The 25217-nt window shown below is 67.0% G+C and carries 23 protein-coding genes; 6 read left to right on the top strand and 17 right to left on the bottom strand.

The features are described from left to right. Positions 1-22 precede the first annotated feature (22 nt). From SFB74_RS18620 to SFB74_RS18575, 10 genes are all read right to left on the bottom strand, one after another. Positions 23-1378 carry an MFS transporter gene (locus tag SFB74_RS18620; RefSeq protein WP_432725713.1) on the bottom strand — a complete coding sequence of 452 codons (1356 nt, stop codon included), beginning with the start codon at positions 1376-1378 and terminating at the stop codon, positions 23-25. Next, the gene (argE, locus tag SFB74_RS18615) at positions 1375-2517 is read right to left on the bottom strand and encodes an acetylornithine deacetylase (RefSeq protein ID WP_432725712.1); all 1143 of its coding nucleotides are present in this window, start codon (positions 2515-2517) and stop codon (positions 1375-1377) included. The genes SFB74_RS18620 and argE overlap by 4 nt, the downstream gene beginning before the upstream one ends. Continuing rightward, positions 2514-3620: a Leu/Phe/Val dehydrogenase gene (locus SFB74_RS18610; RefSeq protein WP_432725711.1), complete on the bottom strand. Its 1107-nt coding sequence runs from the start codon at positions 3618-3620 to the stop codon at positions 2514-2516. The genes argE and SFB74_RS18610 overlap by 4 nt, the downstream gene beginning before the upstream one ends. A gap of 285 nt (positions 3621-3905) precedes the next feature. Further along, the gene (locus SFB74_RS18605; RefSeq protein WP_432725709.1) at positions 3906-4523 is read right to left on the bottom strand and encodes a Rieske 2Fe-2S domain-containing protein; all 618 of its coding nucleotides are present in this window, start codon (positions 4521-4523) and stop codon (positions 3906-3908) included. 45 nt (positions 4524-4568) lie between these two features. Further along, complete coding sequence (locus tag SFB74_RS18600; RefSeq protein ID WP_432725708.1) at positions 4569-5294, bottom strand: alanyl-tRNA editing protein; 726 nt, start codon at positions 5292-5294, stop codon at positions 4569-4571. A 47-nt stretch (positions 5295-5341) separates the two neighbouring features. Next, positions 5342-6262 (bottom strand): DMT family transporter, encoded by a 921-nt coding sequence (locus SFB74_RS18595; protein ID WP_432725707.1) that lies wholly within the window; start codon positions 6260-6262, stop codon positions 5342-5344. A gap of 93 nt (positions 6263-6355) precedes the next feature. Continuing rightward, positions 6356-6664, bottom strand: coding sequence for a DUF1330 domain-containing protein (locus tag SFB74_RS18590; RefSeq protein ID WP_176666669.1), 309 nt, complete (start codon positions 6662-6664; stop codon positions 6356-6358). A gap of 35 nt (positions 6665-6699) precedes the next feature. Continuing rightward, complete coding sequence (locus SFB74_RS18585) at positions 6700-7515, bottom strand: hypothetical protein (protein ID WP_432725706.1); 816 nt, start codon at positions 7513-7515, stop codon at positions 6700-6702. Positions 7516-7583: 68 nt separating this feature from the next. Continuing rightward, positions 7584-8576: a class I SAM-dependent methyltransferase gene (locus SFB74_RS18580; RefSeq protein ID WP_432725705.1), complete on the bottom strand. Its 993-nt coding sequence runs from the start codon at positions 8574-8576 to the stop codon at positions 7584-7586. 261 nt (positions 8577-8837) lie between these two features. Further along, positions 8838-9677 carry a helix-turn-helix domain-containing protein gene (locus SFB74_RS18575; protein WP_432725704.1) on the bottom strand — a complete coding sequence of 280 codons (840 nt, stop codon included), beginning with the start codon at positions 9675-9677 and terminating at the stop codon, positions 8838-8840. Positions 9678-9954: 277 nt separating this feature from the next. On the opposite strand from SFB74_RS18575, the gene SFB74_RS18570 reads away from it, so the two are divergent. Further along, positions 9955-11664: an acyl-CoA dehydrogenase family protein gene (locus SFB74_RS18570; RefSeq protein WP_432725703.1), complete on the top strand. Its 1710-nt coding sequence runs from the start codon at positions 9955-9957 to the stop codon at positions 11662-11664. Here the strand turns inward: SFB74_RS18570 and SFB74_RS18565 are convergent. Next, entirely contained in the window at positions 11652-13598 is a 1947-nt protein-coding gene (locus SFB74_RS18565) for an ATP-binding protein (protein WP_432725701.1), read from the bottom strand. The genes SFB74_RS18570 and SFB74_RS18565 overlap by 13 nt on opposite strands. Positions 13599-13699: 101 nt before the next feature. Further along, positions 13700-14044, bottom strand: coding sequence for a c-type cytochrome (locus tag SFB74_RS18560; RefSeq protein WP_432725700.1), 345 nt, complete (start codon positions 14042-14044; stop codon positions 13700-13702). 140 nt (positions 14045-14184) lie between these two features. Between SFB74_RS18560 and SFB74_RS18555 the strand changes: the two genes are divergently transcribed. Beyond that, positions 14185-14853: a hypothetical protein gene (locus SFB74_RS18555; protein ID WP_432725699.1), complete on the top strand. Its 669-nt coding sequence runs from the start codon at positions 14185-14187 to the stop codon at positions 14851-14853. A 56-nt stretch (positions 14854-14909) separates the two neighbouring features. Here SFB74_RS18555 and SFB74_RS18550 read toward each other — a convergent pair whose 3' ends face one another. From SFB74_RS18550 to SFB74_RS18535, 4 genes are read right to left on the bottom strand one after another with little or no spacing between them, the layout of a single operon-like run. Beyond that, a complete protein-coding gene (locus SFB74_RS18550; RefSeq protein ID WP_432725698.1) occupies positions 14910-15716 on the bottom strand; it encodes a PPK2 family polyphosphate kinase in 807 nt (268 codons plus the stop codon). 48 nt (positions 15717-15764) lie between these two features. Next, the gene (locus SFB74_RS18545) at positions 15765-16202 is read right to left on the bottom strand and encodes an RNA-binding S4 domain-containing protein (RefSeq protein WP_432725697.1); all 438 of its coding nucleotides are present in this window, start codon (positions 16200-16202) and stop codon (positions 15765-15767) included. Between the two features lie 19 nt (positions 16203-16221). Continuing rightward, positions 16222-17679, bottom strand: coding sequence for a sensor histidine kinase (locus SFB74_RS18540; RefSeq protein ID WP_432725696.1), 1458 nt, complete (start codon positions 17677-17679; stop codon positions 16222-16224). Further along, positions 17676-18359, bottom strand: coding sequence for a response regulator (locus tag SFB74_RS18535; protein WP_432725695.1), 684 nt, complete (start codon positions 18357-18359; stop codon positions 17676-17678). The genes SFB74_RS18540 and SFB74_RS18535 overlap by 4 nt, the downstream gene beginning before the upstream one ends. Positions 18360-18495: 136 nt before the next feature. Between SFB74_RS18535 and SFB74_RS18530 the strand changes: the two genes are divergently transcribed. The 4 genes from SFB74_RS18530 to SFB74_RS18515 all read left to right on the top strand — a co-directional run bounded on the left by SFB74_RS18530 (position 18496) and on the right by SFB74_RS18515 (position 22079). Then, entirely contained in the window at positions 18496-19455 is a 960-nt protein-coding gene (locus SFB74_RS18530; RefSeq protein ID WP_432725693.1) for a Bug family tripartite tricarboxylate transporter substrate binding protein, read from the top strand. Positions 19456-19560: 105 nt separating this feature from the next. Beyond that, on the top strand, positions 19561-20097 hold the full coding sequence (locus SFB74_RS18525; RefSeq protein ID WP_432725692.1) for a tripartite tricarboxylate transporter TctB family protein: 537 nt from the start codon (positions 19561-19563) through the stop codon (positions 20095-20097). A 1-nt stretch (position 20098) separates the two neighbouring features. After that, entirely contained in the window at positions 20099-21622 is a 1524-nt protein-coding gene (locus SFB74_RS18520; RefSeq protein WP_432725690.1) for a tripartite tricarboxylate transporter permease, read from the top strand. A 124-nt stretch (positions 21623-21746) separates the two neighbouring features. Beyond that, positions 21747-22079, top strand: coding sequence for a DMT family transporter (locus tag SFB74_RS18515; protein WP_126468404.1), 333 nt, complete (start codon positions 21747-21749; stop codon positions 22077-22079). Here SFB74_RS18515 and SFB74_RS18510 read toward each other — a convergent pair. Beyond that, positions 22076-25195 (bottom strand): efflux RND transporter permease subunit, encoded by a 3120-nt coding sequence (locus SFB74_RS18510; RefSeq protein WP_432725689.1) that lies wholly within the window; start codon positions 25193-25195, stop codon positions 22076-22078. The genes SFB74_RS18515 and SFB74_RS18510 overlap by 4 nt on opposite strands. Positions 25196-25217 lie beyond the last annotated feature (22 nt).

Raw genomic sequence — 25217 nt, 5'->3', positions numbered from 1 at the left:
CGGGCGGCTGAGCTGTCGTCGGTCAGTCCCTGTTGCGCAGGGCCGAGCCGGCCGCCAGCAGCGCGACGAGGCTTGCCGCCGCGGCGAACACCACATACCAGGCGGGAGCGAGCGGATTCCCTGTCCGCGCGATCAGTGCCGTTGCAATGAAGGGCGCGAAGCCTCCGAAGATCGTGACAGCGAAGTTGTAGGCAATGGAAAGGCCCGTGGACCTCACCTGTGGCGGATAGAGCTCCGCCATCGCCGCGGGCGCGGGGCCGGTGAAGCCGGCGATCAGTACCGCGAACACAAGCAGCACGATGGTCAGGGTCGACGGATTGGGCGCGGCCGTCAGCAGCCAGAGCGCCGGATAGGCCAGCACCAGGATCGCGGTGGCGAAGCCGATCAGCAGCGGCCTGCGCCCGATGCGGTCCGACAGCGCGCCGAAGAAGGGAGCCAGCACCACCAGCACCATCAGCCCTGCGCCATTGGCCCACAGCGACACGCTCTGCGGCAGCTTCAGCGTGCGCACCGCGTACGTCGGCATGTAGACCAGGAAGAAATATGTGCAGACCGTCCACACGATGGTCACGCCGAAGCCGGCGATGATTTCCCGGCGATAGGAGCCCAGCGCCTGCTTCAGGGGCGACGACTGCCTGTTGGCGGCCCTGACCTGCTCGAAGCTCTCGGATTCGTGCGTGCGGGTACGGATGTACCAGCCCACCGGCCCGATGATCAGGCCGAAGAGGAAGGGCACCCGCCACCCCCAAGCCTCGAGCTGCTCCGGCGTCAGCACGTCGGTCAGCGTCGCGCCGAAGACCGAGCCCAGCAGCAGGGCGCCGGCCTGGCTCGCCTGCTGCCAGCTCGCGAAGTAGCCCCTTCGGCCCTTGGGCGCGTGCTCGACCAGGAATGCCGTCGCGCCGCCGACCTCGCCGCCGGCGGAAAAGCCCTGGATGAGCCGCGCCAGCACGATCCAGGCGGGCGCCCAGAGGCCCGCGTCGGCATAAGTCGGCGCGAAGCCGATCATGGCCGTGCCCAGCGCCATCAGCAGGATCGTGGTGGACAGCGCGGCCTTCCGTCCGCGCGAGTCGCCGAGCGCGCCCAGGACCACCGCGCCGACAGGCCGCATCACGAAGCCCACGCCGAACGTCGCCACCGTCAGCAGCAGCGACGAAGTCTCGTCGCCCGTGGGAAAGAAGAGCCGCGAGATCGTGAGCGCGAAGAAGCCGTAGACCGCGAAGTCGAACCACTCCAGCGTGTTGCCGATGACGGCTGCAAGGATCGTCCGGCGCGTGGCGTCTTTCGTCCGTGCGCCATGCGCCGGAGCCTCGTGACCAGAGGAAAGGGGAGTGAAGTTGCTCGTGGCGTCCGCCAGCGCGGCAGCGTCAAGGTTTTTCATGCTGTCCTGAGAGTTGGAGTCGTTGAACGGATGGCTGTCTTCGAAAGCGCCCATGCGCCGGCCGATTGCATGAAGCGGTCGGCCGCCTGCAGCTGGGATGCGGCGATCCACTCGTCGGGCTGGTGCGCCTGCGCGATGGAACCGGGGCCGCACACCACCGTCGAGATGCCGACCTGCTGGAAGAAGCCCGCCTCGGTGCCGAAGGGCAGCTCGGCCTCGGGCCAGAGCGCGCCGAGTTCGCGCGCCACCGAAACGGCCGCGTCGTTGTCGCGTGCCGAGAGCGCCGGCACGCCGGCAACCTGGCTGGCTTCGACCGTGACGCCAGCGGGGAGGTCGGCCAGCGCATCGCGCACCGTGTCGTGCACGAGCTGGGCCGTGGCTTCGTCCTGCGGACGGAACTCCCACAGCACCTCGCAGCAGCCCGGCACGATGTTGATCGCGGTGCCGCCGTTGATCTGGCCGATGTTGATGGTGGCCTCGCCGCCTTTTCCGGCGAGGTTGCGCCGCAGCCCGGCCAGCCGCGTGACGAGGTAGGCCGCAGGCTCGATCGCGCTGGCGCCCAGCGACGGATCGCTCGAATGCGCGGGCAGACCGGTGAAGAGCGCGCGGTGCCCGAAGAAGCCGCGATGCCGAACGCCGATGCGCATCTCGGTCGGCTCGCCGACGATGGCCAGCGCTGGCGCCTCCACCTGCGTCTTCAGGTGCTCCACGAGCTGCGGAACGCCGAGGCAGCCGATTTCCTCGTCGTAGGAAAAGGCCAGGTGGATCGGGCGGCGCAGCGCCTGCCGCCGCCATGCGGGCACGGCCGACAGGCAGGCGGCAATGAAGCCCTTCATGTCCGCCGCGCCGCGTCCGTGGAGACGGCCGTTGCGCTCGACCAGCGTGAAGGGGCTCGCGCTCCAGTTCTGGTCGGTCACGGGAACGACGTCGCTGTGCCCCGAGAGCACCATGCCGCCGGCGGTGTCGGGGCCGATGCTGGCGAGCAGGTTGGCCTTGCGCTTGTCCTCGCTGTGCACGAGCTGCACCTTGGTGCCGTGCCCCGCGAGGTAGTTGGCGATCCAGTGGATCAGGTCGAGGTTGGAGCGGTGCGAGGTCGTGTCGAATGTCACCAGGGCCCGCAGGATTTCGATGGTAGTCATGCGACGCGCTCGGCCAGCGGGCTCTCGTTGGTGTTGCCGGCGTTGCCGGATTTGCTGTTGCTGCTGCAGTTACCGCCCAGCCGCTCCTGCACGAGCCGCATCGCGGCCGACTGCGTCGTCGTGCCGGCGCTGTCGGCGAGCTCGAACACGCGGCGCAGCGTGGCGCCGATGCCTTCCACCTGCGAATCCACCTTCGCAGCGTTGAAGCCCTCGTGCTCCGACGCCACGCGGATCAGGCCACCCGCGTTGATCACGAAGTCCGGCGCGTAGAGGATCTCCCTGTCGCGCAGCTGCCTGCCGTGCTCGTCGCGCGCGAGCTGGTTGTTCGCGCCGCCCGCGATCACGCGAAAGCGCATCAGCGGCAGCGTCTTGTCGTTCACCACGGCGCCCATCGCGCAGGGGGCGAACACATCGGCCTGCACGGCGTAGATCGCATCTGGCTCGACGATGCGCGCGTCGAACTCGGCCGCCGCCCTGGCCGCGCGTGCAGGATCGACGTCGCACACGACGAGGTGCGCTCCCGCATCGGCGAGCAGCCGGCACAGGTTCCAGCCGACGTTGCCGAGGCCCTGCACGGCCACCGTCAGCCCGCGCAGGTCGCGGCCCAGCCGGTGCGCGACGCTGGCCACGATGCCATGATAGACCCCCAGCGCCGTGGTCGGCGACGGGTCGCCCGTGCCGCCCAGCGCCTCCGGCAGCCCGACCACATGCCGCGTGCTCTGCCGCACCCAGGCGAAGTCGTCGACCGTGGTGCCCACGTCCTCGGCGGTGATGTAGCGGCCGCCGAGGCGGTTGACCGCCACGCCCATGGCCCGCAGCAGGTCGGGCGTCTTGCTCTTGCGCGGATCGCCGAGGATCACCGACTTGCCGCCGCCAAGGCCCAGCCCCGCGGCCGCGGCCTTGAAGGTCATGCCGCGCGAGAGCCGGAGCACGTCGCGCAGGGCGGACGCCTCGTCGGCGTAGGGATACATCCGGCAGCCGCCCAGCGCGGGTCCGAGCCTCGTGCTGTGGATGGCGATGATGGCCCGGAGCCCGACCCGGTCGTCGGATATGAAGACGACCTGTTCGTGGTCCGCGAAAGACTCGGTGCAAAAGACTGTCATCTGGTTCTTCTTTTGAATTTCGTTTGAACTGGCGCGGACCGGCTTCGAGCTACGCAGGGCCGCTGCATCCATGCCCATGCCTGCACGAGCAGGCTAGGAACAACAGGAGTCGACGTAGATACAGCAACAGCTCCATCTGCTGGACGTCGAGCTCCATGCCGCATAGCGGAAGGATTTCAGGGCTTGCTTGGCGAAATGATTGCGTCATGTGTTGGCCTCGCTTTGAGGTCAAGCATGACAGGGAGATACGCCGTGATATTGGCGAAAATTTCTGGCGGCGAGAGATCAGGAGCCAGAGGAGAGAAGGGCGTTCGGCGTGCTGCCGAAGCCAATCTCGTTGAGAAGCCTGTGAAACTCGTTAAGAGCGAGTTCTTTCTGGGAATCTTCGATGGATTCGATTGAAAGTTTGAAGGCAGATGCGGAATCTTCCGACGCAGTCGCCTCAACTTCAGAGGAAGCCGTGGGCATCCAGGCTTCGTCTTCAGGTATCAGGCAAGTCCAGATAAGACCATGCCGCTCGATGGCCGGAAACGCCGTGATCCTGAAGCAATCGGCTGTCTTCGGCGCGAGCTTTTCCGGCACCAGCCGGCATTGCCCGTCGGACCCGAATCGCAGTCCGTGGTAGGCGCAGACGAGCTCTTCTCCTTCGATGCGCCCGCTGCTCAGCGGCAACCCGCGGTGCGGGCACATGTCGCGGCCTATGCGGATGCCGTCGGGCATCCGGTAGACGGCCAGCCTCAGGTTCAGCAGCACGACCTGCCTGGGCTTGGCAAGCGGATCGTCCGCGCGCACGAGCGGAAACCACTGCCGCGCCAGCACCGGCCAGTCCTGCTCCGCGTAGGTGCAGTTGGGAGGCAGGAAGCCCTCGGGCAACGGGCGTGGAAGAGCCGCTTCGACCGACATGCGTTGCCTCCCTTTGTTTCCCTGCCTCTCTTGCGTCGAGCCGGCCTACTTGACCAGCCCGATCCGGATTCGCCGGTTGTGCTGCCCCTTGTTCTCGATCTTCATGATGCGCAGCGGCGCCGATTGCGAAGTCTTCGAGAGGTGGGTGCCGCCGCAGGCCTGACGGTCGAGGCCCACGATCTCGATGATGCGGGTGGTGCCGTCGTCCTGGGCCGGCGGCGCGACCGAGCGGCTGCGCAGCACGCCGGGTTCGCGCGCGAGCGCGGCGGAATCGAGATACACGGCGTTCACCTGCAGCCCGTCGGAGATCAGGCTGTTGAGCTCGGGCTCGAGCTTGCGCAGTTCGTTGTTGTCGACCGTGGGCAGGTCGAAGTCGATGCGGGCGGTGCCGTCCGCGGCCATCTGCACGCCGGTGACCAGCGAACCTTCGAAGCGCTGGTAGACGAGCGCGTTGAGGATGTGCAGGCCCGTGTGCAGCTGGCACATCATGGAGCGGAAGTCCTGGTCGATGCTGGCGACGACCTTGTCGCCGGGCACCTTGCCGATGTCCGCCTCGTCGAAGTAGTGCCAGGCGTTGCGGCCTTCCATCTCGATCCGGTCGATCCTGAGTTCGCTGCCGTTCCATTGCAGCGTGCCGCGATCCGCCAGCTGCCCGCCGCCACCCGGATAGAAGTAGGACTTGTCGAGAAGAACTGCATTCGGCCGGCGCGCGATGACGTCGGCCTCGAACTGGAGGCGCTCGGGTTCGATGTGGCAAAGATACTGGGACATGAATTCCTCGGGTTGTGCGGAATGCTTGGTTGCTCGGTTGCGGTTGCTCAGGAAAAACGCCGGGCCGTCACGATGCCGGCCAGGATGATCACGGCCCCGATGAACTCGGTGGCGCTCAGGTACTCGTGGAACAGGTAGGCGCCGAACACCGTTGCGATGACGGGCTGTATCAGCAGGGTGATCGACGACATCGCGGCCGGCAGCTTGGCCAGCGCATAGGCGATGAGCCCTTGGCCGCCGACGTGCGACACCACCGCCAGCGCCACCAGCATGAGCACGCCGTGCAGCGTGTGCGGCACCAGCGACTCGCCGCGCAGCAGCGTGATGGGCAGCAGGACGATCAGCGTGCCGACGCTGCTCCAGGCCATGACGGTCATCGTCCGATAGTTGGAGCGCACGAGGCTCACGGCCAGGAGATAGGAGCCGTAGAACACCGCCGTCAGCAGCCCCAGCAGGTTGCCCGCCATGTAGCTCGAGCCGAAGTCGAGCTTGTGGCCAATGAGGATGAAGGCGCCGGTCAGCGCGAACAGCATGCCGAACAGGAAGCCCCGCTTGAACCTCTTGCCGAGAAAGATCCTGGAGCCGAGCACCACGAAGATGGGAGCGAGGTTGGCCAGCAGGTTGGAATTGGCCAGCGTGGTCAGCGTCATCGACCAGTGGTAGAGCGCGAGGTTTCCCGAGAAGATGAAGCCCACGAGGATGAGCTTGACGGGAATCGCCGGCGTGGGCTGCCGGGCGGCCTGCTGTGCGCCTGCCGGCGCCGGCTCGGCCCTCGCCGCGAGCATGTCGAGCAGGAAGAAGATCGGAATCGCCAAGGCGACCCGGTAGACCGCGCTGGCGGTCGGAGGCAGTTCGCTGTGGCGCAGGAAAACGCCGCCCAGCGCCAACGCCGCCGCGCCCAGCAGCAGCGCAACGAATGAGAAGAAGCTGCTTTTCGAGGCAGCCGGTAGTGCGATGGTTGTCGTCATGTTCTGTTTGATACGACCGGGTCTCCATCGGTCGTATCGTTCGGTTTGTTTGTTGTGAATCATCTGGAACACAGACATGGCGAAGGCGAGAAGCTAGGGCCGTAGAGGCTCTTCGAATCCTTCGATCACCATGAGCTGCATGTCGACCGCGGCGTCCTTTCGCAACCCTCTTGCGTGGGTGTATTCGGGCGACTCGTAGAACTTCCTCGCCGCGTCCGCGGTCTTGAACTCGACAAGAACCACTCGCCTGTCATCGTGAGCGCCTTCCAGGTGCATGCGCTCGCCTCCCCGCGTCAGGAACCTGCCGCCGAATTTCTCGACGATGCCGGGCGTGAGTTGCTTGTATTGGTTGTACTGGTCCGGATTCACGATGGACATCCGGCCGATCAGATAGGCGACCATCTGGCGTTCCCGAAGAGGCTCGACCGCTCGCGCCGTCAGACGTAGGCCACCTTCTTCTGCGTCGCGACGCCCGACTGCAGCAGCGCCGCGTCCAGGACGTCCCACAGGCCGGTCAGCGAATCGAGGAAATCGTCCGCGCCTTCGATGACCAGGTGGGCGTACTCCGTCTTCAGCGCGAGCTCGACCGCGGTGCGCGCGTTCTGCTCGTGATGCTGCTCGGCGCCGACTTCGCCCCAGTGCTCCAGCAGGTAGTGCATTTCGGGCACTTCGAGATCGGCGTTGTAGATGCCGCTGTCGACCAGGCAGTACTTCTCGCCGGGAATCAGCTGCTGGTTGGAGATCATCTCCAGCGCCAGCGTGGTGCCGAGGTTGCGGTAGGTGTTCTCGATGTCGGTCAGCTTGCGGTGGTCGAACACGCCGATGGCCTTGCGCACCTGCGTGGTCAGGCCGGTCTCCATGTCGTAGCCGGGCAGGGAGCCGAGCAACTGGTCGGAGAAGGCCTTCAGCTTCGCCTCGACCTTTTCCTGGTTGTAGAGGTCCGCGAACACGGGCGTCTCGGCCGACTGGTTGACGATGTAGCCGGCCATCGTCGCGAGTTCGGGGCCGTGGCCCGATTCGCTTTCGACGATCTCCTCGAGCAGTTCGCTCTGCCTGTGCAGGCCGTGCTTCTTCAGCGCGTCGGGAAAGCTCCAGCCAGGGCGCGTCGAGGCGCAGAAGCTCTGGATCTGGTGGAACAGGGCGCCGACGACGGGCGGCTCCGGTTCGACCCTTGCCCAATTCCTGAAGATCGGGTGGGAATAGCACCGGTGAGTTTTGACTCTATCAACCAGATCGGAAATGGTTACGCTCATTTCTTGCTCCTAATCACAGTGGGTTGAAAAAAATGCCAACGGGAGAATTCGATAAACGGGTGGTGTGCTTACTTGCTTGCCATCAACATGCGCCCTCCAGGGTGGTCGAGTACTTCAATGCGGACATTTGAAAAACCGGCGCGGAAAAGCTTTTCGGTCCATTCCTCCTCGCTCAGGAGCCTTCTGGACATGAAATGGTTGTGCAGGTGGTTGAATGCGGCGGCGAACGGCTTTTCCCAATTCGACTGGGCGACCGGAATTGCGTCGACGATGATCAGCGTGCCCTTGATCGCATGGGCGCAGCAGGCGCGCAGCAATGCGTCGAGCGTTTCTTCTTCCGCCGGAAGAAGGTCGTGCATGACGAAGCCCGCGTGGATGATGTCCGCGTCCTTGATGAGCGACGCGTCTTCCACGAGCACCTGGATGGGGGCGGTCACGAACTGGAGCCGGTCGCTCATCCCGGCTTCGCCGGCCGCGTGCACGGCCTGCTCGGTGGCCGAGGCGCTCAGGTCGATGCCCACGCCCGTGGAGCCCGGGATCTTGCGCAGCATGCGGATCAGGAAGCCGCCGGAGCCCGATCCAAGATCCACGATTTTCTTTGGTGCCATCGCGACGATGGCGTTCTCCGGCTGGGGATAGAAGGACTTTTCCCCCATCCACTTCGAGGTGCGCGCCACCAGTCCGCCGCTGCGCGGGTACTTGGCTTGCGCCTCCTCGTTGTGCTCCGAGAACTCCTTCGCGTTGTTGATCAGGGGCGCGCAGGCGCGCAGTGCCCAGGAGAGATAGCCAACCTCGTTGATCAGCTCCTCGAAATTGCTGCCGACCTTGTAGGTGGCAGGAGCCGTGGGGCTCAGCACTTCGATGATTCCCGCCTTGCTCAGGGAGTCGAGGTAGGCGGAAATCACCGACTCCTTTATTCCGCAGGACCGGGATGCCGCCGCGGCGTCCACGACCTCCGAATTCTGGAGAAATTCGATGACTCCGTACTCCGCACCAATTTCGAGCAGGATTGCGGAGCCTGCGAGGGAAGAGCCAGTAATACCGCGATCAACATTTTGCATGGGGCACCTGTGTGTTAAACGCCATTGAAAACCAACTGATTACTTTGCAATAGCCGAGGCCATTTGGTTGCACGATAGACAGCGTGCGGAAGGTCGTATTGGTAAAAATTGCGGCACCGCGGGATTGCCGCAAAAAGAGATTCGGAAGAATTCGAAAAGGAGTTCCGAATACGGTGCGGGCAGGCGAAAACCGGCTCCGGCGCGGTGCATGCCGCGCGAGCCGGGCGCAAAAGAACGGGTGGGTGCCGGAGCGTGCGCGCTTCAGTTGATCCGGGCGCGGACGTACTGGAGCGGCGTCATGCCGAAGGTGCGCTTGAAATGCCGGGTGAGGGCGCTCTGGTCGTAGAAGCCGCTCGCCACAGCCGCCTCGATGAGCGGCCGCCCGGCGGTGAGATGGCTGATGGCCGCCCTGAGCCGCAGCTGCGTCAGGTACATGTGGGGCGTGAGGCCGATCGCGCGGTTGAAGAGGCCGATCAGCTGGAAGGGCGTCAGGTCCGCCGCCGCGGCCATCGCCTCGAGCGTCAGGCGCTCGGAGAAGGCATCGCGAAGCAGCTCCAGCACCGGCGCGAGCACGCTGGTGTCGGCGGGCACCGGCAGCACGCGATGGCCCTGCTGCGCATGCCTCTGGAAGAGCGTTCCGAAGCTGTGCACGAAAAGCTCCTGCTGCCGCAGCGGATCGCACTGCCCGCTGTCTTCATCGAAGGCGCGGTGAAGCTCGAGGAAGCTGGCGATGAGTTCCTCGTCGCAGTAGACGTTCGAGTCGAAGTAGCGGGCCTGGTCCATGCCCAGTGTCGTCATCAGGTGCCTGATGCCCGGATCGGCCAGGTAGAAGGAGCGATAGCGCCAGCGCGGGCTGCCACCCATGCGGCCCGAATGGGGCTCGGCCGGATTGAAGACCAGCAGCGCCTGCTGGTGCGCGGCACCGGTGCGCCCGCGGCTCTTGAACTCCGCGCCACCGACCTCGGTGACCGCGATCACGAAGGAGTGGTGCACGTGCGGCGCGTATTCGTGAGTGGTGAAGTCCGCGTGCAGCATGTCCATGCCCGGCAGTCCGGGCGCATGCCAGTAGCGCGAAGTGTTCAGAGGGTCCAGCTTGGCCAACGAAAACCTCCGTTTGCATCAGCAGCGGTTGCCACACATCCATCCAGCGTCGTCCGACCGATCGATGGCACCTGAATGGTGAGCAAGGCCGTCTTGTTCCGGTGATTACAGCGCGATCTTGGTGGAAGCGGAAAGCCTCCGGCCTCGATATCCCGATCAAGCAAAGGCTGTGCCATTCGGCGGGCCGGGAAAGATCAGATTCACGAACGGCGAGGAATGATTCACCATGCTCCGCGGCGCAGCCACCCACTCTGGCCGCCACTCACTGGAGACCTTCATGAACATGCCTCTCGAGAGCACCGAACTGGCGTTTCAGTTTTCGCTTGCCGATGGCGTCGAAACGCACAAGGTATTCAACCAGGCCGACCCATGCGTCGGCCACAACGCATTCTGCGGCGACGTGGCGCTACGGCAGCTGGTGGAGCGCCATGCACCGTGGAGCATTCCGCATGCGACGGCCGTCGGCGCGTTGGCGGGCGACGAGCAGGTGCAGGACCTCGCGCGCCTTGCCAACGAACACAACCCGCAACTGCGCACGCACGACCGCTTCGGCAACCGGCTCGACTGGGTCGAGTTCCATCCTGCGTGGCACCAGTTGATGAGCCTGGCCTTCGCGCATGGCGTGCCCGGCCTTGCATGGACCACCGGCGAAAGCTCGGGCCATTTCGCTCGCGCCGTGCTCAGCTATCTGTGGAACCAGGTCGAGAACGGCACGGGCTGCCCCACCGGCATGGCGTACGCCGCATGCGCCGGCTTCGAAGGACGGCCCGAGTTCGCGCTCTGGAGGGAGAAGACGCTCTCCGGAAAGTACGACCCGCGCCGCCTGCCGCTTTCGCAGAAGACGGGCGCAGTGATCGGCTACGCCATGACCGAGAAGCAGGGCGGCTCCGACCTGCGCCAGACGCAGACCACAGCCTCATTCGTCGGAACCGAGAACGGCGCGCAGGTCTACAGCGTTACCGGCCACAAGTGGTTCTTCTCGGTGCCCACCTCCGATGGCTTCTACACGCTGGCGCAGACGAAGTCCGGCGTGAGCTGTCTCTTCGTGCCGCGCTTCCTGCCGGACGGCGGCGCCAACCGCGTCGCGGTGCAACGCCTGAAGGACAAGTGCGGCAACCGTTCCAACGCATCGAGCGAAGTCGAGTTCAACAAGACTCGGGCGATGCTGGTCGGCGAGGAGGGGCGCGGCATCCGCGAGATCCTCTCGCACGCGCACCTGACGCGGCTGGACTTCGCCGTCGGCTCCGCGGGCCTGATGCGCCAGGCGCTGACGCTGGCGATCGGCCACGCATCGACGCGCGACGGCTTCGGGCGACGCATGGCCGACCTGCCCATGCAAACCAATGTGCTCGCCGACCTCGCGCTCGAAAGCGAAGCGGCCATGCTCTCGGCGATGCGCGTGGCGCGCGCGACCGACGCCATGGCGAAGGACGAACGCGAACGGCTTCTCGCGCGCGTGGCGACGCCGGTGGTCAAGTACTGGAACTGCCAGCGCGCGACCTACTTCGTGTACGAGGCGCTGCAGGTGCACGGCGGCAACGGTTTCATCATGGAGAACCCCATCGCGCGGCTGTATCGCGAGGCGCCGCTCAACTCGATCTGGGAAGGCACGACGAACATGATGTGCATGGATGTGGTGCGTGCGCTCGGGCGCGAGAAGGGTTCGCTCGAGGTCTTCCTGGACGAGGTTTCAGTGTCGCAGGCGGCCGGCAATGCGGCGCATGCGAAGTTCATCGCGAGCCTGCGCGACGATCTCGGCACTGGTGCGATCGACGAAGGCAACTCGCGCGCGATCGTGACGCGCATGGCGCTTGCGCTGCAGGCGAGCGAGATGCTGAGGCACGGCGACGGCGCGATTGCGCAGCGCTTCATCGAATCGCGCCTGGGCGGCCGGCATGCCGGCGTAATGGGTACGCTGGATGCCGGGGCCGATCTGCGCGGGATCGTCTCGCGAGCGGAAGTCGCTCCCGGGCGTCAGGCCGCCTGAGCCTGCCGCCGCATCGGCAGCCACAGCACGAAGCGCGTCCCCGTCGGCAGCGATTCCCAGCTGACGGTGCCGTGGATCGAGCGTGCGCGCCGCCGCTGGTTCTGCAGGCCTCGGCCAGAGGATGCGGTCATGGCCTTGTCGACGTCGAAGCCTTGGCCGTTGTCTTCGATGGTCACGCGCACGCCGCCGTCGCCCAGCGAGGTGCCGACGCGGATCTCGGTCGCGCGCGTGTGGCGCAGGATGTTCGAGATGCTCTCCTGCACGATGCGCAGGATGTGCAGCGCGCTCGACGGGTCGAGCCACTCCAGCGCGGGCAGCTCCTGCACTTCCCAGCGCAGCGAAACGCCCGTGCCTTCGAGGCGCGGTTCGAGCCGGTAGCGCAGCGTGGCGAGCAGCAGCAGCAGGTCGGCCTCGACGGGCTCCAGCGAATCGAGCGTGAGCTTCAGGTCGTCCAGGCAGCTCTTGAGGATCTGCGAGACCTTGTCGTCGCTCATGCCGCCGCCTTCGACGGAGCGGATGGCGCTGATCAGCGAAGAGCCCAGCCCGTCGTGCATGTCCTGCATCAGCCGCTGGCGCTCGTCGCTGATGGTCTGCAGGCGCTCGACTTCGCGCAGCCGGCGGTGGCTGAGTTCGAGTTCGGCCTCGCGCGCCTGCAGCCGATGCGCGAGGCTCGCGTTGAGCTCTTCCACTTCGCCGATGGCGTGCACGTAGCGGCGGTACATCAGCACGCCGAACACGCTGAAGGTGACGGCGTTGGTGTACGCGCCCAGGTACCAGCCTTCGGGGCTGATGAAGTTGTTCTGCAGCAGCCAGTCGGTGACGCCGAGCAGCACGCAGATGCCGATGCCGACCGCCACCAGCCGGCCCTCGGTGGAGCGGCGCCATGCGCTGACGCCGCCGACCAGGCACACCGCGGTGCCCATCATCGCGGCGACCGCGTAGATGAGCGGCGTGACCTGTGGCGTGTTCTGCACGATGGCGAGGCCGGGAATGGTGACGATGCCGATGGCCGTCGTCGTCACGACCACGCCGCGCGTCAGCCAGACGAGCTGCTTCCCGTGCAGCTGGCGCAGGAAGAAGTGCACGACCATCACCAGCCAGAAGAGCGAGTTGACGGTCAGCCACGCGAACCAGTCGTTGAGGACCGGCAGGCTCACGTAGAAATGCAGCCCCCGCATGAAGGAGGTGGCCGAGAGGTTGAAGAAGAGCAGGTAGCCGGTTTCGTCGCGCCGCCTGAACCACACGAAGAGGGCGAACACGCCCACCGCCATGAACGCGGCACCGAGCATCGCTGGCAGCTCCTGCTGCAGCCACTGGCGCATGCCGTGGCGGCCCCTGAGCGCGTCGACCGGGCCGAGCCACAGCGAGGACAGCGCCACCTGCGCGCTGCCGGTGTGCTCCAGGCGCAGGAGGATCTCGGCGGGCGGGGCGTTGTCGTCGGCGGCGCCGTGGCCGTCTAGCTGCACCCACAGCGGCGTGCGGGTGCTGTTCCACAGCGGCCCCGACTGCTGCGCGCGATGGACCAACTGGCCGTCGGCGTAGACCGCGATCGTGCCGTCGGTCTTGATGCGGGCGCCGTACAGCGCCAGCGGGCCGGAACTGGCAGGCAGGCCGCGTGTGCTCAGCCTGATCCAGGTGGTGCGTGTCGTGGTGGTGGAAGCGCTCTCGGCCTGGCGCAGCAGCGCGATGGGCAGGGCCAGGGGCAGTTCGACCTTCTTCCAGGTCGGGGGCAGGGCGCTGCTGTCCTGCCGGGGCGGCGGTGCGCTGAAGCCCGCAGCCTCGTCGACCTGCCAGTCGGCGTGCGTCATGTGCAGCAGCGCGTCGGACTGCCGTACGCCGGTCGCCCCGACCAGATAGGCGCCGATGATGCCCAGCAGTGCGATCGAGAGAACGAGCACCACGTTGGCGAAGAAGGGTGCGGGGCGGTAGTTCAAGGGATGCTGGAAAGTGCCGCGGCCGAAGTCGGGCGGAGGTTTATGTAACCTATTTTCTCACTTTGTTACCAGCCGGGCGAGCCCGTGCCCCCGGATGGGCCTCAGCGCGGTGTGGGTTGCGACAGGATCCATTGCGCGAGCACCTGCGCGTCGGCCTCCGAAACCTGTGTCTGCCGCGGCATGATCACGCGGCCCCAGACGCCCACGCTGCCGTTGCGGATCTTCCCGGCCAGCCGCGCCGCGGCTTCGCCGTCGCCGCGGTAGCGTTCGGCGATCTGCGCGAAACCCGGGCCCACCTGCTTGTGGACCAGGCCGTGGCAGGCCATGCAGGCGTTCCTGCGGGCAAGGTCGGCGGGAGCCTGGGCCGTGGCCGAGAGAGGGTGGATGGCCATCACGCAGCCGGTGAGGAGCGGGAAAAGGAGCTTGCCGGGAATCTGGATCTTCATTTGTGGCGGGGCTTGCGCCCGGCATCGTCGCATGCCGCTCCCATGGGCCCGGCCGTCGTGCATTCACGACAAGACGATTCAGGAGTAACTATATGTATGGTTAAATCCGCGCAACTATCGCGAAGAAGACGAGGGATTGCATGAAGCTGCTGCTGAGCATTGCGTTTGCTGCCGTGGCCCTGGCCGGTTGTGCCAGCGCACCGACCACCCCCACCGAACCCGGAACGGGCAGGGGCACTTCCTATGTGCCGATGGTCGCCATGGAAGGCGTCGACAAGGTGCGCTACGACAACGACGTGGCCGACTGCCGCACCGCCGCGAACCGCATCACGGCACGCAGCGAAACCGGCGACGCCATGTGGGGCGCGCTGGGCCTGGGCCTGATCACCGTGCACGGCCAGGGCATTGTGGCCGCTGCGTCGTACACCGGCATCACCGCCGCGATCATCGACTGGAACGGCCGCCCCAGCTCGGAGCTGATCGCCGAGCACCAGCAGATCGCCATCGTGCATTGCATGGCCAAGCGCGGCTACCGCAACCTCGACCCCAACGTGCGCGACTCGTTCTACGGCAACACCTTCGACCCGGGCGTGATCGTCAAGCCGCGCCGCACGGGCGTCGACACCTACAACGTCGAAACGCTGGCCAAGGCCGGTCGTTGCAACCTGCAGCCGCGCGCCGAGCTCACGGCCAAGGGCCCCGGCTACGAAACCTACAACGTGCCTTGCGACAACGGCGGAACCTGGGCGGTGCGCTGCGAGTTCGGCAAGTGCCGCGTGCTGGCGCAGGCGGCGATCCGTCGCTCCTGAGTTCGAGCACCTGACAAAGAACGGGCCCGCGATGCGGGCCCGTTCTGCTTTGCTGCCTACTTGACGATCATTCCCTTGAGGGCGGGATCCGGCGGCGGCGGCTTGAGTTTCATCTGCCGCATCGTCTTCACCAGCAGCTGGGCAATCATCACGTTGCGGTGCCGCTTGCTGTTGGCAGGCACCACGTGCCAAGGCGCGTGGTCGGTCGAGGTGGCGACCAGCGCGTTCTGATACGCCTGCTGATAGGCGCTCCACTTGGTGCGCACCTCGAGGTCGTCCATGCTGAACTTCCATTGCTTGCCGGGCGTGTCGATGCGCGCCTGCAGGCGTTCGCGTTGCTCGTTCTTGTCGATGTGCAGCATGCACTTGACGACCACCGTGCCGGTTTCGGTGAGCAGCCGCTCGAAGTCGTTGATCTGCGCGTAGCGGCGCTTCGCCTCGGCCTTGTCGATCCAGCCTTCGACCACGGGCACCAGCACGTCCTCGTAGTGGCTGCGGTTCCACACCATGATCTCGCCGGTGCGAGGCACCACGGCGTGGCAGCGCCAGAGGTAGTCGCGCGCGCGCTCGTCCACGGTAGGCGCCTTGAAGGCCGTCACGCGCACGCCCAGCGGCGAGGTGCGGGAGAACACCCAGCGCACGGTGCCGTCCTTGCCGCTGGTGTCCATGCCCTGCAGCACTAGCAGCAGCTTGCGCCGGCCTTCGGCGTGCAGCACGTCCTGCAGTTCGTCGAGCTCGACGGACAGCGCATCGAGCTCGGTGCGCTGCGCGTTCTCATCGCCTTCGCAGAAGGGCGTGTCGTCGGGGTCGATGTGGGAGAGCTTGAACTTGCCGCCTACGCGGTATTTCTTGAAGCTGGCCATGTAGCGGGACTCCGTGGTGAAGAACAACGAAGCCCACAGGGTAAGCGATCAGGACTCGTCGTCGTCCGCGGGCAGCGATGCGCTCCAGCGGTTGTCCCACTCGGCATGATGGCGCACGGCGCCGTCGAGTTCGCGCCGGTCGCGCTTGGTGGGGCGGCCCTGTTCGATGGCCAGGGCCGGCTCGATGCCGGCGCGGCGCATTTCCCTGAACGCGGCCTGCGCCGCCAGGCTCTCGGCCGTTTCTTCATAGAGCTGCTGCGCCACCGGCGCCGGCCCGCGCTGGCCGCTGAGGCCGCGCACCGTCACGGTCCGCGTCAGTGGGCCCATGCGCATGGCGACGGTGTCGCCTGCCTTGACCTCGCGCGAGGGCTTCGCGATGTCTCCGTTCACCTGCACGCGGTTCTTGCCGATTTCTTCCGCGGCCAGCGAGCGCGTCTTGAAGAAGCGGGCGGCCCAGAGCCATTTGTCGATGCGCAGACGGTCCATGAATGTCCAGGAGTGGAGGTCAGGCATTGTGCCGCGCCGGCGGCAGTGAAGGTTGCGAGGCGAGCGGCAGATGCACCACCGCGTCCAGCCCGATCACTCGCCCGGCCTGGCCGCCGTGGGGGCCTGGTTCGGTCCGGTTGTCGAGGCTGATGCGCCCGCCCAGCGCCTGCACGATCTCGCGGCAAATCGCCAGCCCCAGCCCCGAGCCGCTGGAGGTGCTGCCCGCCGCAAAGGGCGCGAACAGGCGCTGGCGCAGCTCCGGCGAGATGCCGGGGCCGGCGTCGCGCACGACCAGCACCGCGTCGGCGCCTTCGGGCCGCACCGTCACCGACAGCGCCGCGCCCGGCGGGCTCTGCTTGATCGCGTTGTGCAGCAGGTTGCGCGTGAGCTCGTGCAGCATCCACTGATGGGCGCGCACCGGCACGGGCTCGTCGATGGCGAGCTCGAAGTCGAGCGCCTTGTCGGCCACCAGCGGCGACAGGTCGAGCGCGATGTGCCGCGCCACCTCGCCGAGATCGAGCGTCACCGACTCCGGCTGCTGCCGCAGCTGCTCCACCTTGGCGAGCGACAGCATCTGGTTGGCCAGCATGGTCGCGCGGTCGACGGTGTCGCTGATTTCGCCGAGCGCCTGCTCGGGCGCGACGTCGCCGCGCTGCGCCGATTGCACCTGCGCCTTCAGCACGGCCAGCGGCGTGCGCAGCTGATGGGCACTGTCGCGCACGAAGCGTTTCTGGTGGTCGAGCAGGCGCTGCAGGCGGCCCATGACCTGTGTGGTGGCGTCGATCAGCGGACGCAGTTCGCGCGGCGCGTCGGGCGCGTCGATGGGCGAGAGATCGTCGGCCGGGCGCTTCTCGATGGCCTCGCCCAGCTCGCGCACCGGCCGCGTGGCGCGCTGCACCACGAAAATGGTGACGAGCGCGATCACGCCCATCAGCAGCAGCTGGCGCCACAGCGTGTCGAGCAGCAGCTTGCGCACCAGCGTCTCGCGCAGCTCCAGGGTTTCGGCGACCTGCACCACGGCCATGCCGCGGCCGGTCGCGCTGGCCACCGGCTGCAGCAGCACCGCCACGCGCACCGGCTGGTTGCGGAACTGGGCGTCGTAGAAGTCGACCAGCGCCGAGTAGGCGCCGCGGTCCGGGATGCGGCCGCGCCAGAAGGGCAGCTCGGCAAAGCCGGAGATCATCTCGCCGTCGAGCGCCGAGACCCGGTAGAAGAGACGGCTGCGGTTGTCGGCCTCGAAGGCCTCCAGCGCGGAGTAGGGCACGATGGCGCGCAGCCGGGCCATGTCGTCGTAGCCCTCCACGTCGAGCTGCTCGCCGATGGTCTTGGCCGACGCGAGCAGGGTGCGGTCGTAGGCGGTGGTGGCCGCCGCCAGGCTCTGGCGGTACAGGCTCACGCTGTTGATCACGATGAACACGGCCACCGGCGCGAGGATGCCGAGCAGCAGCCGCGCGCGAAGAGATGAGATGCGGGTCATGCCTCGGGGCGCAGCAGATAGCCGAGCCCGCGCATCGTCATCAGCACGGCGCCGGTGCCCGCCAGCTTCTTGCGCAGCCGGTACACCACCACCTCGATGGCCTCGTACTGCACGTCGGTCTCGCCCGGGAATACCAGTTCGAACAGCCGCTCCTTGGTCACGGCGTGGCCCGGTTTCATCATCAGCGCCTTCAGCAGCGCCAGTTCGCGCGGCGTGAGCTCGAGCAGTTCGGCGCGGTTGTAGATGGCGCCGTTGTCCGGTTCGAAGCGCAATCCGCCGATTTCCTGAGGGTTCAGGCCGGCGTCCGGCCCGGGGGCGCCGTGGCTGCGCCGGCGCAGGGCGCGGATGCGCGCTTCCAGCTCGTCGAGGTCGAAGGGCTTGGGCAGGTAGTCGTCGGCACCGGCATTCAGGCCGACGATGCGGTCGCCCACCGTGCCGCGCGCGGTCAGCAGCAGCACCGGCGTGCGCAGGCCCTCGGCGCGGGCCTGGGCCAGCACCTGCAGGCCGTCGACGTTGGGCAGGCTCAGGTCGAGGGCGACCACGTCGGGCTCGATGGCGCGCCACTGCGTGACGGCTTCGGCGCCGTCGCCGCAGACACGCACGTCGATGCGGCGGCGCCCGAGGGTGCGCTGCAGTGTGATTTGCATCGAGGGGTCGTCTTCGACCAGCAGCAGCTTCATACGGTGGCGTCGGGGGTGCGTACTTTGGTGTTTTCCCCAGTCTGGCGGACAGCCAACTGACAGCGGGGCGGCGCATGATAGCGCTCAGCTACAAGTCAGCTTCCTTTCAAGTTCCTTCCAATCAGGAGACCCCAGCATGCGTCGCGACACCTTTCTGAAGTCACTGGCCGCCATGGCCGCCGTCGGAGCCCTGCCACTGTCGGCGCGGGCTGGCGCCAACGTCAAGATGATGATCCCGGCCAACCCCGGCGGCGGCTGGGACACCACCGGCCGCGCGCTGGGCAAGGCGCTGACCGACGCCAAGGTGGCCGACACGGTCACCTACGACAACAAGGGCGGCGCCGCCGGCGCGCTGGGCCTGGCCCAGTTCGTCAACGGCTCCAAGGGCGACGCCAACGCGCTGATGGTCATGGGCTCGGTCATGCTGGGCGGCATCATCACCGGCAAGCCGCCGGTCAACCTGTCGCAGGCCACGCCCATCGCGCGCCTGACCACCGAATACAACGTGTTCGTGCTGCCGGCCAACTCGCCGTTCAAGACCATGAAGGACGTGGTCGAGCAACTGAAGAAGGACCCGGGCAGCGTCAAGTGGGGCGGCGGTTCGCGCGGCTCCACCGAGCACATCGCCGCGGCCATGATCGCGCAGAAGGTCGGTGCCGACCCGTCCAAGATCAACTACGTCGCCTTCCGTGGAGGCGGTGAAGCCACCGCCGCCATCCTGGGCGGCAACGTCACCATCGGCGGCAGCGGCTACAGCGAGTTCGCCGAGTACATCGCCGCCGGCAAGATGAAGCCCATCGCCGTCACCTCCGCGCAGCGCCTGCCGGGCGTGAACGTGCCCACGCTGAAGGAGCAGGGCATCGACGTCGAGATCGGCAACTGGCGCGGCGTCTACGGCGCCCCCGGCATCTCGGCCGAGCAGCGCAAGGCGCTGACCGACCTGGTGCTGGCCGCCATGAAGAGCTCGTCGTGGGCCGAATCGCTCAAGAAGAACGACTGGACGCCGGCCGTGCTGTCGGGCGAAGCCTTCGCCAAGTTCGTGGACGACGACTTCGCGAGCCTGCGCGCGATCATGACGAAGTCCGGCATGGTCTGATCCTGCGGCTCGCGCCGCAGTCATTGGCCCGCCCCACGGCGCGCTGTCCTCGAAAGAGACGACAGCGTGCCGTTTTCAAATCCAGCTCCACATCCGGGAGAAAAAATGACAACTCCAGACTCCTCGGCCCCGCCGCAACCCGCGGTCACCTGGCCGCAAACCCTGGTCGGCATCGGCGTGCTGGTGACCGGCATCGCGCTGGCCTTCGGCGCCATCGGCATTTCTTCCGACGCGGGCTACGGCGGCGTCGGTCCCAACTTCCTGCCCTGGCTGGTGTCCGTGGTGCTCATGCTGTGCGGCGCCTGGATCCTGTGGGAGGCGCGTACAGGCGGCTTCCGCGAGCTCGACGCTCCCTCGGGCGCGGAGCATGCCTACTGGCCCGGTTTCATCTGGGTGTCGGCGGGCCTGCTGCTCAACGCGGCGCTCATCACCACGCTCGGCTTCATCCTGAGCTGCACGCTGTGCTACCTGCTGGCCGTGCAGGGGCTGCGCCGCGCGAGCGGGCAGGCCGGCGTGAACGCACCCCGCACCTGGGTGACCGATTTCGTCACCGGCGCAGTGATCTCCGCCCCGGTGTTCTGGATGTTCACGCAATTCCTGGCCATCAACCTGCCTGGCCTCACTTCGACCGGGTGGATCTGACATGGAAATCTTCAACGCACTCATGGCGGGCTTCGCGGCCGCCATCACCCCCGTCAATCTGCTCTGGTGCCTGGTCGGCTGTGCCCTGGGCACGGCCGTGGGCGTGCTGCCCGGCATCGGCCCGGCCGTGGCGGTGGCCATGCTGCTGCCGATCACCGGCAAGGTCGACATCACGGCCTCGATGATCTTCTTCTCGGGCATCTACTACGGCGCCATGTATGGCGGCTCGACCACCTCCATCCTGCTGAACACGCCCGGCGAAACCGCCAGCATGGTGACGGCGATGGAGGGCAACAAGATGGCCAAGAGCGGCCGCGCGGGTGCGGCGCTCGCAACGGCGGCCATCGGCTCCTTCGTGGCCGGCACCATCGCCACCGTCATCGTCACGCTGTTCGCGCCCTTCGTGGCCGACTTCGCGGTCAAGCTCGGCCCGCCGGAATACTTCCTGCTGATGCTGCTGGCCTTCACCACCGTGAGCGCGGTGCTCGGTAAGAGCACGCTGCGCGGCATGACGGCGCTGTTCGTCGGCCTCGCGGCCGGCTGCATCGGCCTCGACCAGATCTCGGGCCAGGGCCGCTACACCGGCGGCATTCCCGAGCTGCTCGACGGCATCGAGATCGTGCTGGTGGCCGTGGGCCTGTTCGCCGTGGCCGAGGTGCTGTACGCCGTGCTGTATGAAGGCAAGGTGGTCGAGGGCCAGAACAAGCTCAGCCGCGTGCACATGACCAGGCGCGACTGGAAGCGCTCCATTCCCGCCTGGCTGCGCGGCACCGCCATCGGCACGCCCTTCGGCTGCATTCCGGCCGGTGGCACCGAGATCCCGACCTTCCTGAGCTACGCCACCGAGAAGAAGCTGGCCAAGGACAAGGAAGCCAAGGCCGAGTTCGGCACCACCGGCGCCATCGAAGGCGTGGCCGGTCCCGAGGCTGCCAACAACGCCACGGTGACGGCCGCGCTCATCCCGCTGCTCACGTTGGGCATTCCCACCTCGAACACCACCGCCATCCTGCTGGGCGCGTTCCAGAACTACGGCATCCAGCCGGGTCCGCAGCTCTTCACCACCTCGGCCGCGCTGGTGTGGGCGCTGATCGCGTCGCTGTACATCGGCAACGTGATGCTGCTGGTGCTGAACCTGCCGATGGTTGGCCTGTGGGTCAAGCTGCTGAAGATCCCGAAGCCCCAGCTGTATGCCGGCATCCTGATCTTCGCGACGGTGGGTGCCTACGGCATGCGCCAGAGCGCGTTCGACCTGTTCCTGCTGTACGCCATCGGCATCCTGGGCGTGGTGATGCGCCGCTTCGACTTCCCGACCGCTCCCGTGGTGGTCGGCATGATCCTCGGCCCGCTCGCCGAAGCGCAGCTGCGCAACGCGATGTCGATCGGCGAGGGCAGCGCGGCGGTGTTCTTCCAGCGGCCGATGTCGATCACGCTGATCGTCATAGTTGTGGCCGTGCTGATCCTTCCTCGCCTGGCCAAGCGCATGAGCGAACGCAAGCTGGCAAAGCTGGCGCAGATGGACGCCTGAGTCTTTTCTTCGTCATCATCGGGAAACCGGATGCTGTCAGCATCCGGTTTTTTCGTTTTTGGGTACCGCTTTTCCCCACATGCACCCTCCGCCCGGTACGGCGGGGAGTGCAGTGAGGTATCCAGTGAGTCCCCAGACCCTTGCCTGGCTCCTGCTCGCCGCGAGCGTCGCGGCGGAGGTTGCCGGCACCATGGCCCTTCGGTTTGCCGAGGGCTTCACCCGCCTTGTTCCCTCTGTCGTCACCGGCGCCTGCTATGCCGCCGCGATCTGGCTCATGTCGCTCGCGGTGCGCGAGCTCGGCGTGGGGTTGAGCTATGCGGTCTGGGCCGGCAGCGGCACGGTGCTGATCGCCGTGCTCGGCATGATCTGGCTCGGCGAGCCCGTCACTCTGCCGCGGATCGCCGGAGTGGCGGCGATCGTTGCGGGCGTGATCGTGCTCAACCTCGAGGCGCGCTAGCGGCTCGGTGCCGCGGGCGTCTCGACCAGGTCGTCGTCGATGTGCGGATCGGCCGGCTGCCCGCGCAGCTTGCGCACGGTGCGCCTGATCCAGTGCTCGATGTCGTCGATGTAGGTGAACACGGCCGGCACCACCAGCAGGCTCAGCACGGTGGAGGTGATGAGGCCGCCGATCACCGCCATCGCCATCGGCGAGCGGAAGCTCGAATCCGCCGCGCCGAAGCCCACCGCAATGGGCAGCATGCCCGCGCCCATGGCCAGCGTGGTCATGATGATGGGCCGCGCGCGCTTGTGGCAGGCGTCGCGCAGCGCGTCCCAGCGGTTCATGCCGTGGTCGCGGCGCGCCACGATGGCATATTCCACCAGAAGAATGGAGTTCTTCGTCGCGATGCCCATCAGCATGATCAGGCCGATCAGCGATGGCATCGACAGCGCCTTCTGCCCGATCAGCAGGCCCACGAAGGCGCCGCCCAGCGCGAGCGGCAGCGCGCACAGGATCGTCACCGGGTGCAGGAAGTCCTTGAAGAGCAGCACCAGCACGATGTAGATGCACAGCACGCCCGTGAGCATGGCCAGGCCGAAGCTGGCGAACAGCTCTGTCATGACTTCGGCGTCGCCCACTTCGGCGATGCGCACGCCCGGCGGCAGCTTCTGGATCGACGGCAGCTTCTGCACCGCGTCCTTCGCGTCGCCCAGGCCCACGCCCGAGAGCTCGATCTCGAAGTTCACGTTGCGCGAGCGGTCGTAGCGGTCGATGACGGCCGGGCCGCCTTCCATGCTGAGCGAGGCCACCTGGTTCAGCATGACCGGCCCGCGCGTGCCGGGCACCGACAGGCGCCCGAGCAGGTCGATGTCCTTGCGTGCCGAGTCTTCCAGCTTCACCAGGATCGGCACCTGCCGCTGCGCGAGGTTGAGCTTGGCCAGCGACTGGTCGTAGTCGCCCAGCGTGGCCACGCGCAGCGTCTCGGCAATGGCGGAACTGGTCACGCCCAGGTCGGCGGCGCGCGCGAAGTCGGGGCGCACGGCGATCTCGGGGCGGATCAGGCTCGCGGTGGAGGTGATGTTGCCCAGGCCGGGAATGGTGCGCAGGTCTTTCTCGACCGCGCTCGCCGCGCTGGACAGCGCCACCGGGTCCTCGCCCGTGAGCGCCAGGATGTACTTCTCGCCCGAGCCGCCCAGGCCCACCGTGCTGCGCACGCCGGGCAGGGTTTCGAGCGCGGTGCGGATCTGGTTCTCGATCACCTGCTTGCGCGGGCGGTCGCCGCGCGGGTCGAGCTTGATGGTGAGCGTGGCCTTGCGCGTCTCGGGCGTGCCGAAGTTGGCGAACGGGTCGCCGCCCGCGCTGCCGCCGGCCACCGTGGTGTAGACGCTCTTCACGTGCTGGATCTTCATCACGCGGTTGCGCGTTTCTTCCGCCGCGGCCGTCGTCTGCGCCAGCGTGGAGCCGGGCGGCAGCGACAGGTAGATCTGCGTTTGCGAGTTGTCGTCCGGCGGAATGAAGCCGGTCTTGAGCAGCGGGATCATCGCCAGCGAGCCGAAGAAGAAGAGGGTGGCCAGCACCATCGTCTTGAAGCGGTTGTGCGTGCTCCACGTCACCGCCTTCATGTACCAGCTCAGCCAGCCCGGCTCCTTCTCGGCGCCGACCACGGGCTTGAGCATGTAGGCCGCCATCATCGGCGTGAGCACCCGGGCCACCACCAGCGATGCGAACACCGCGAGCGATGCCGTCCAGCCGAACTGCTTGAAGAACTTGCCGGCCACACCGCTCATGAAGGCCGTGGGCAGGAACACCGCGATCAGCGTGAAGGTGGTGGCAATCACCGCCAGCCCGATCTCGTCGGCCGCCTCCATCGCCGCCTGGTAGGGCGTCTTGCCCATGCGCAGGTGGCGCACGATGTTCTCGACCTCCACGATGGCGTCGTCCACCAATATGCCCACCACCAGCGAGAGCGCGAGCAGTGAGATCACGTTGACCGAGAAGCCCAGCAGGTGCATGCCGATGAAGGCCGGAATCACCGACATCGGCAGCGCGATGGCCGAGACGAAGGTGGCGCGCCAGTCGCGCAGGAAGAGCCACACCACCACCACCGCCAGAATGGCGCCCTCGTACAGCAGGTGCAGCGAGCCGTTGTATTCCTCTTCCACCGGGTCGACGAAGTTGAAGGCCTCGGTCAGCTCGATGTCGGGGCGCGCGGCGCGCATGTCGGCCAGCGCCTTCATCACCGCGTGGCCCACTTCGACCTCGCTGGCGCCGCGGCTGCGGGCCACTTCGAAGCCGACCACCGGCTTGCCGTTGAGCAGGGCGGCCGCGCGCGGCTCGGCGATGGTGTCGCTGATGCGCGCCACCTGGTCGAGGCGGATGCGGCGGCCGTCGCTCAGCACGATCTGCATGTCGGCGAGCTGGTCGGCCGACTTCACCGTGGCCATGGTGCGCACCGGCTGCTCGCTGCCGCCCAGGTCGAAACGGCCGCCCGCGCTCTCGGTCTGCACCTGCCGCAGCTGGCGCGAGATGTCGGCGGCCGAGGCGCCCAGCGCCTGCAGCTTTGCCGGGTCGAGGTCGATGTGCACCTGGCGCGTGACGCCACCCACGCGGTTCACCGCGCCCACGCCGGACAGTGCAAGCAGCTTCTTCGTGACGTCGTTGTCGACGTACCAGCTCAGCGCCTCGGCATCCATGGCGGAGGAGGCGATGGTGAAGGCCAGCACCGGCTGCGCCGCGAAGTCGAGCTTGGTGACGACCGGGTCGCGCACGTCGGCCGGCAGGTCGGCGCGCACGCGCTGCACGGCGGAGCGCACGTCGTCCACGGCCTCCTGCACGGGCTTTTCGAGGCGGAACTCGACGATCAGCGTGGCGGCGCCGTCCTGCACCTTGGTGGTGATGTGCTTCAGCCCCTGCACCGTGGCGATGGAGTTCTCGAGCTTGCGCGCGACGTCGGTCTCCAGCTGCGAAGGCGCGGCGCCGGGCAGCGAGGCCGAGACCGTCACGGTCGGCAGGTCGATGTCCGGAAAGTTCTGCACCTTCATCGCGTTGAACGACAGCAGCCCCCCGAAGGTGAGCAGCACGAACAGCATCACCGCCGGAATCGGGTTGCGTATGGACCAGGCGGAAACGTTCATGGGCGTGTCCTTTGCGTCATCT

The sequence above is a fragment of the Variovorax xiamenensis genome, assembly GCF_050916385.1.
Classification (GTDB): domain Bacteria; phylum Pseudomonadota; class Gammaproteobacteria; order Burkholderiales; family Burkholderiaceae_C; genus Variovorax.
This window is presented reverse-complemented; position numbering and strand designations above follow the sequence as displayed.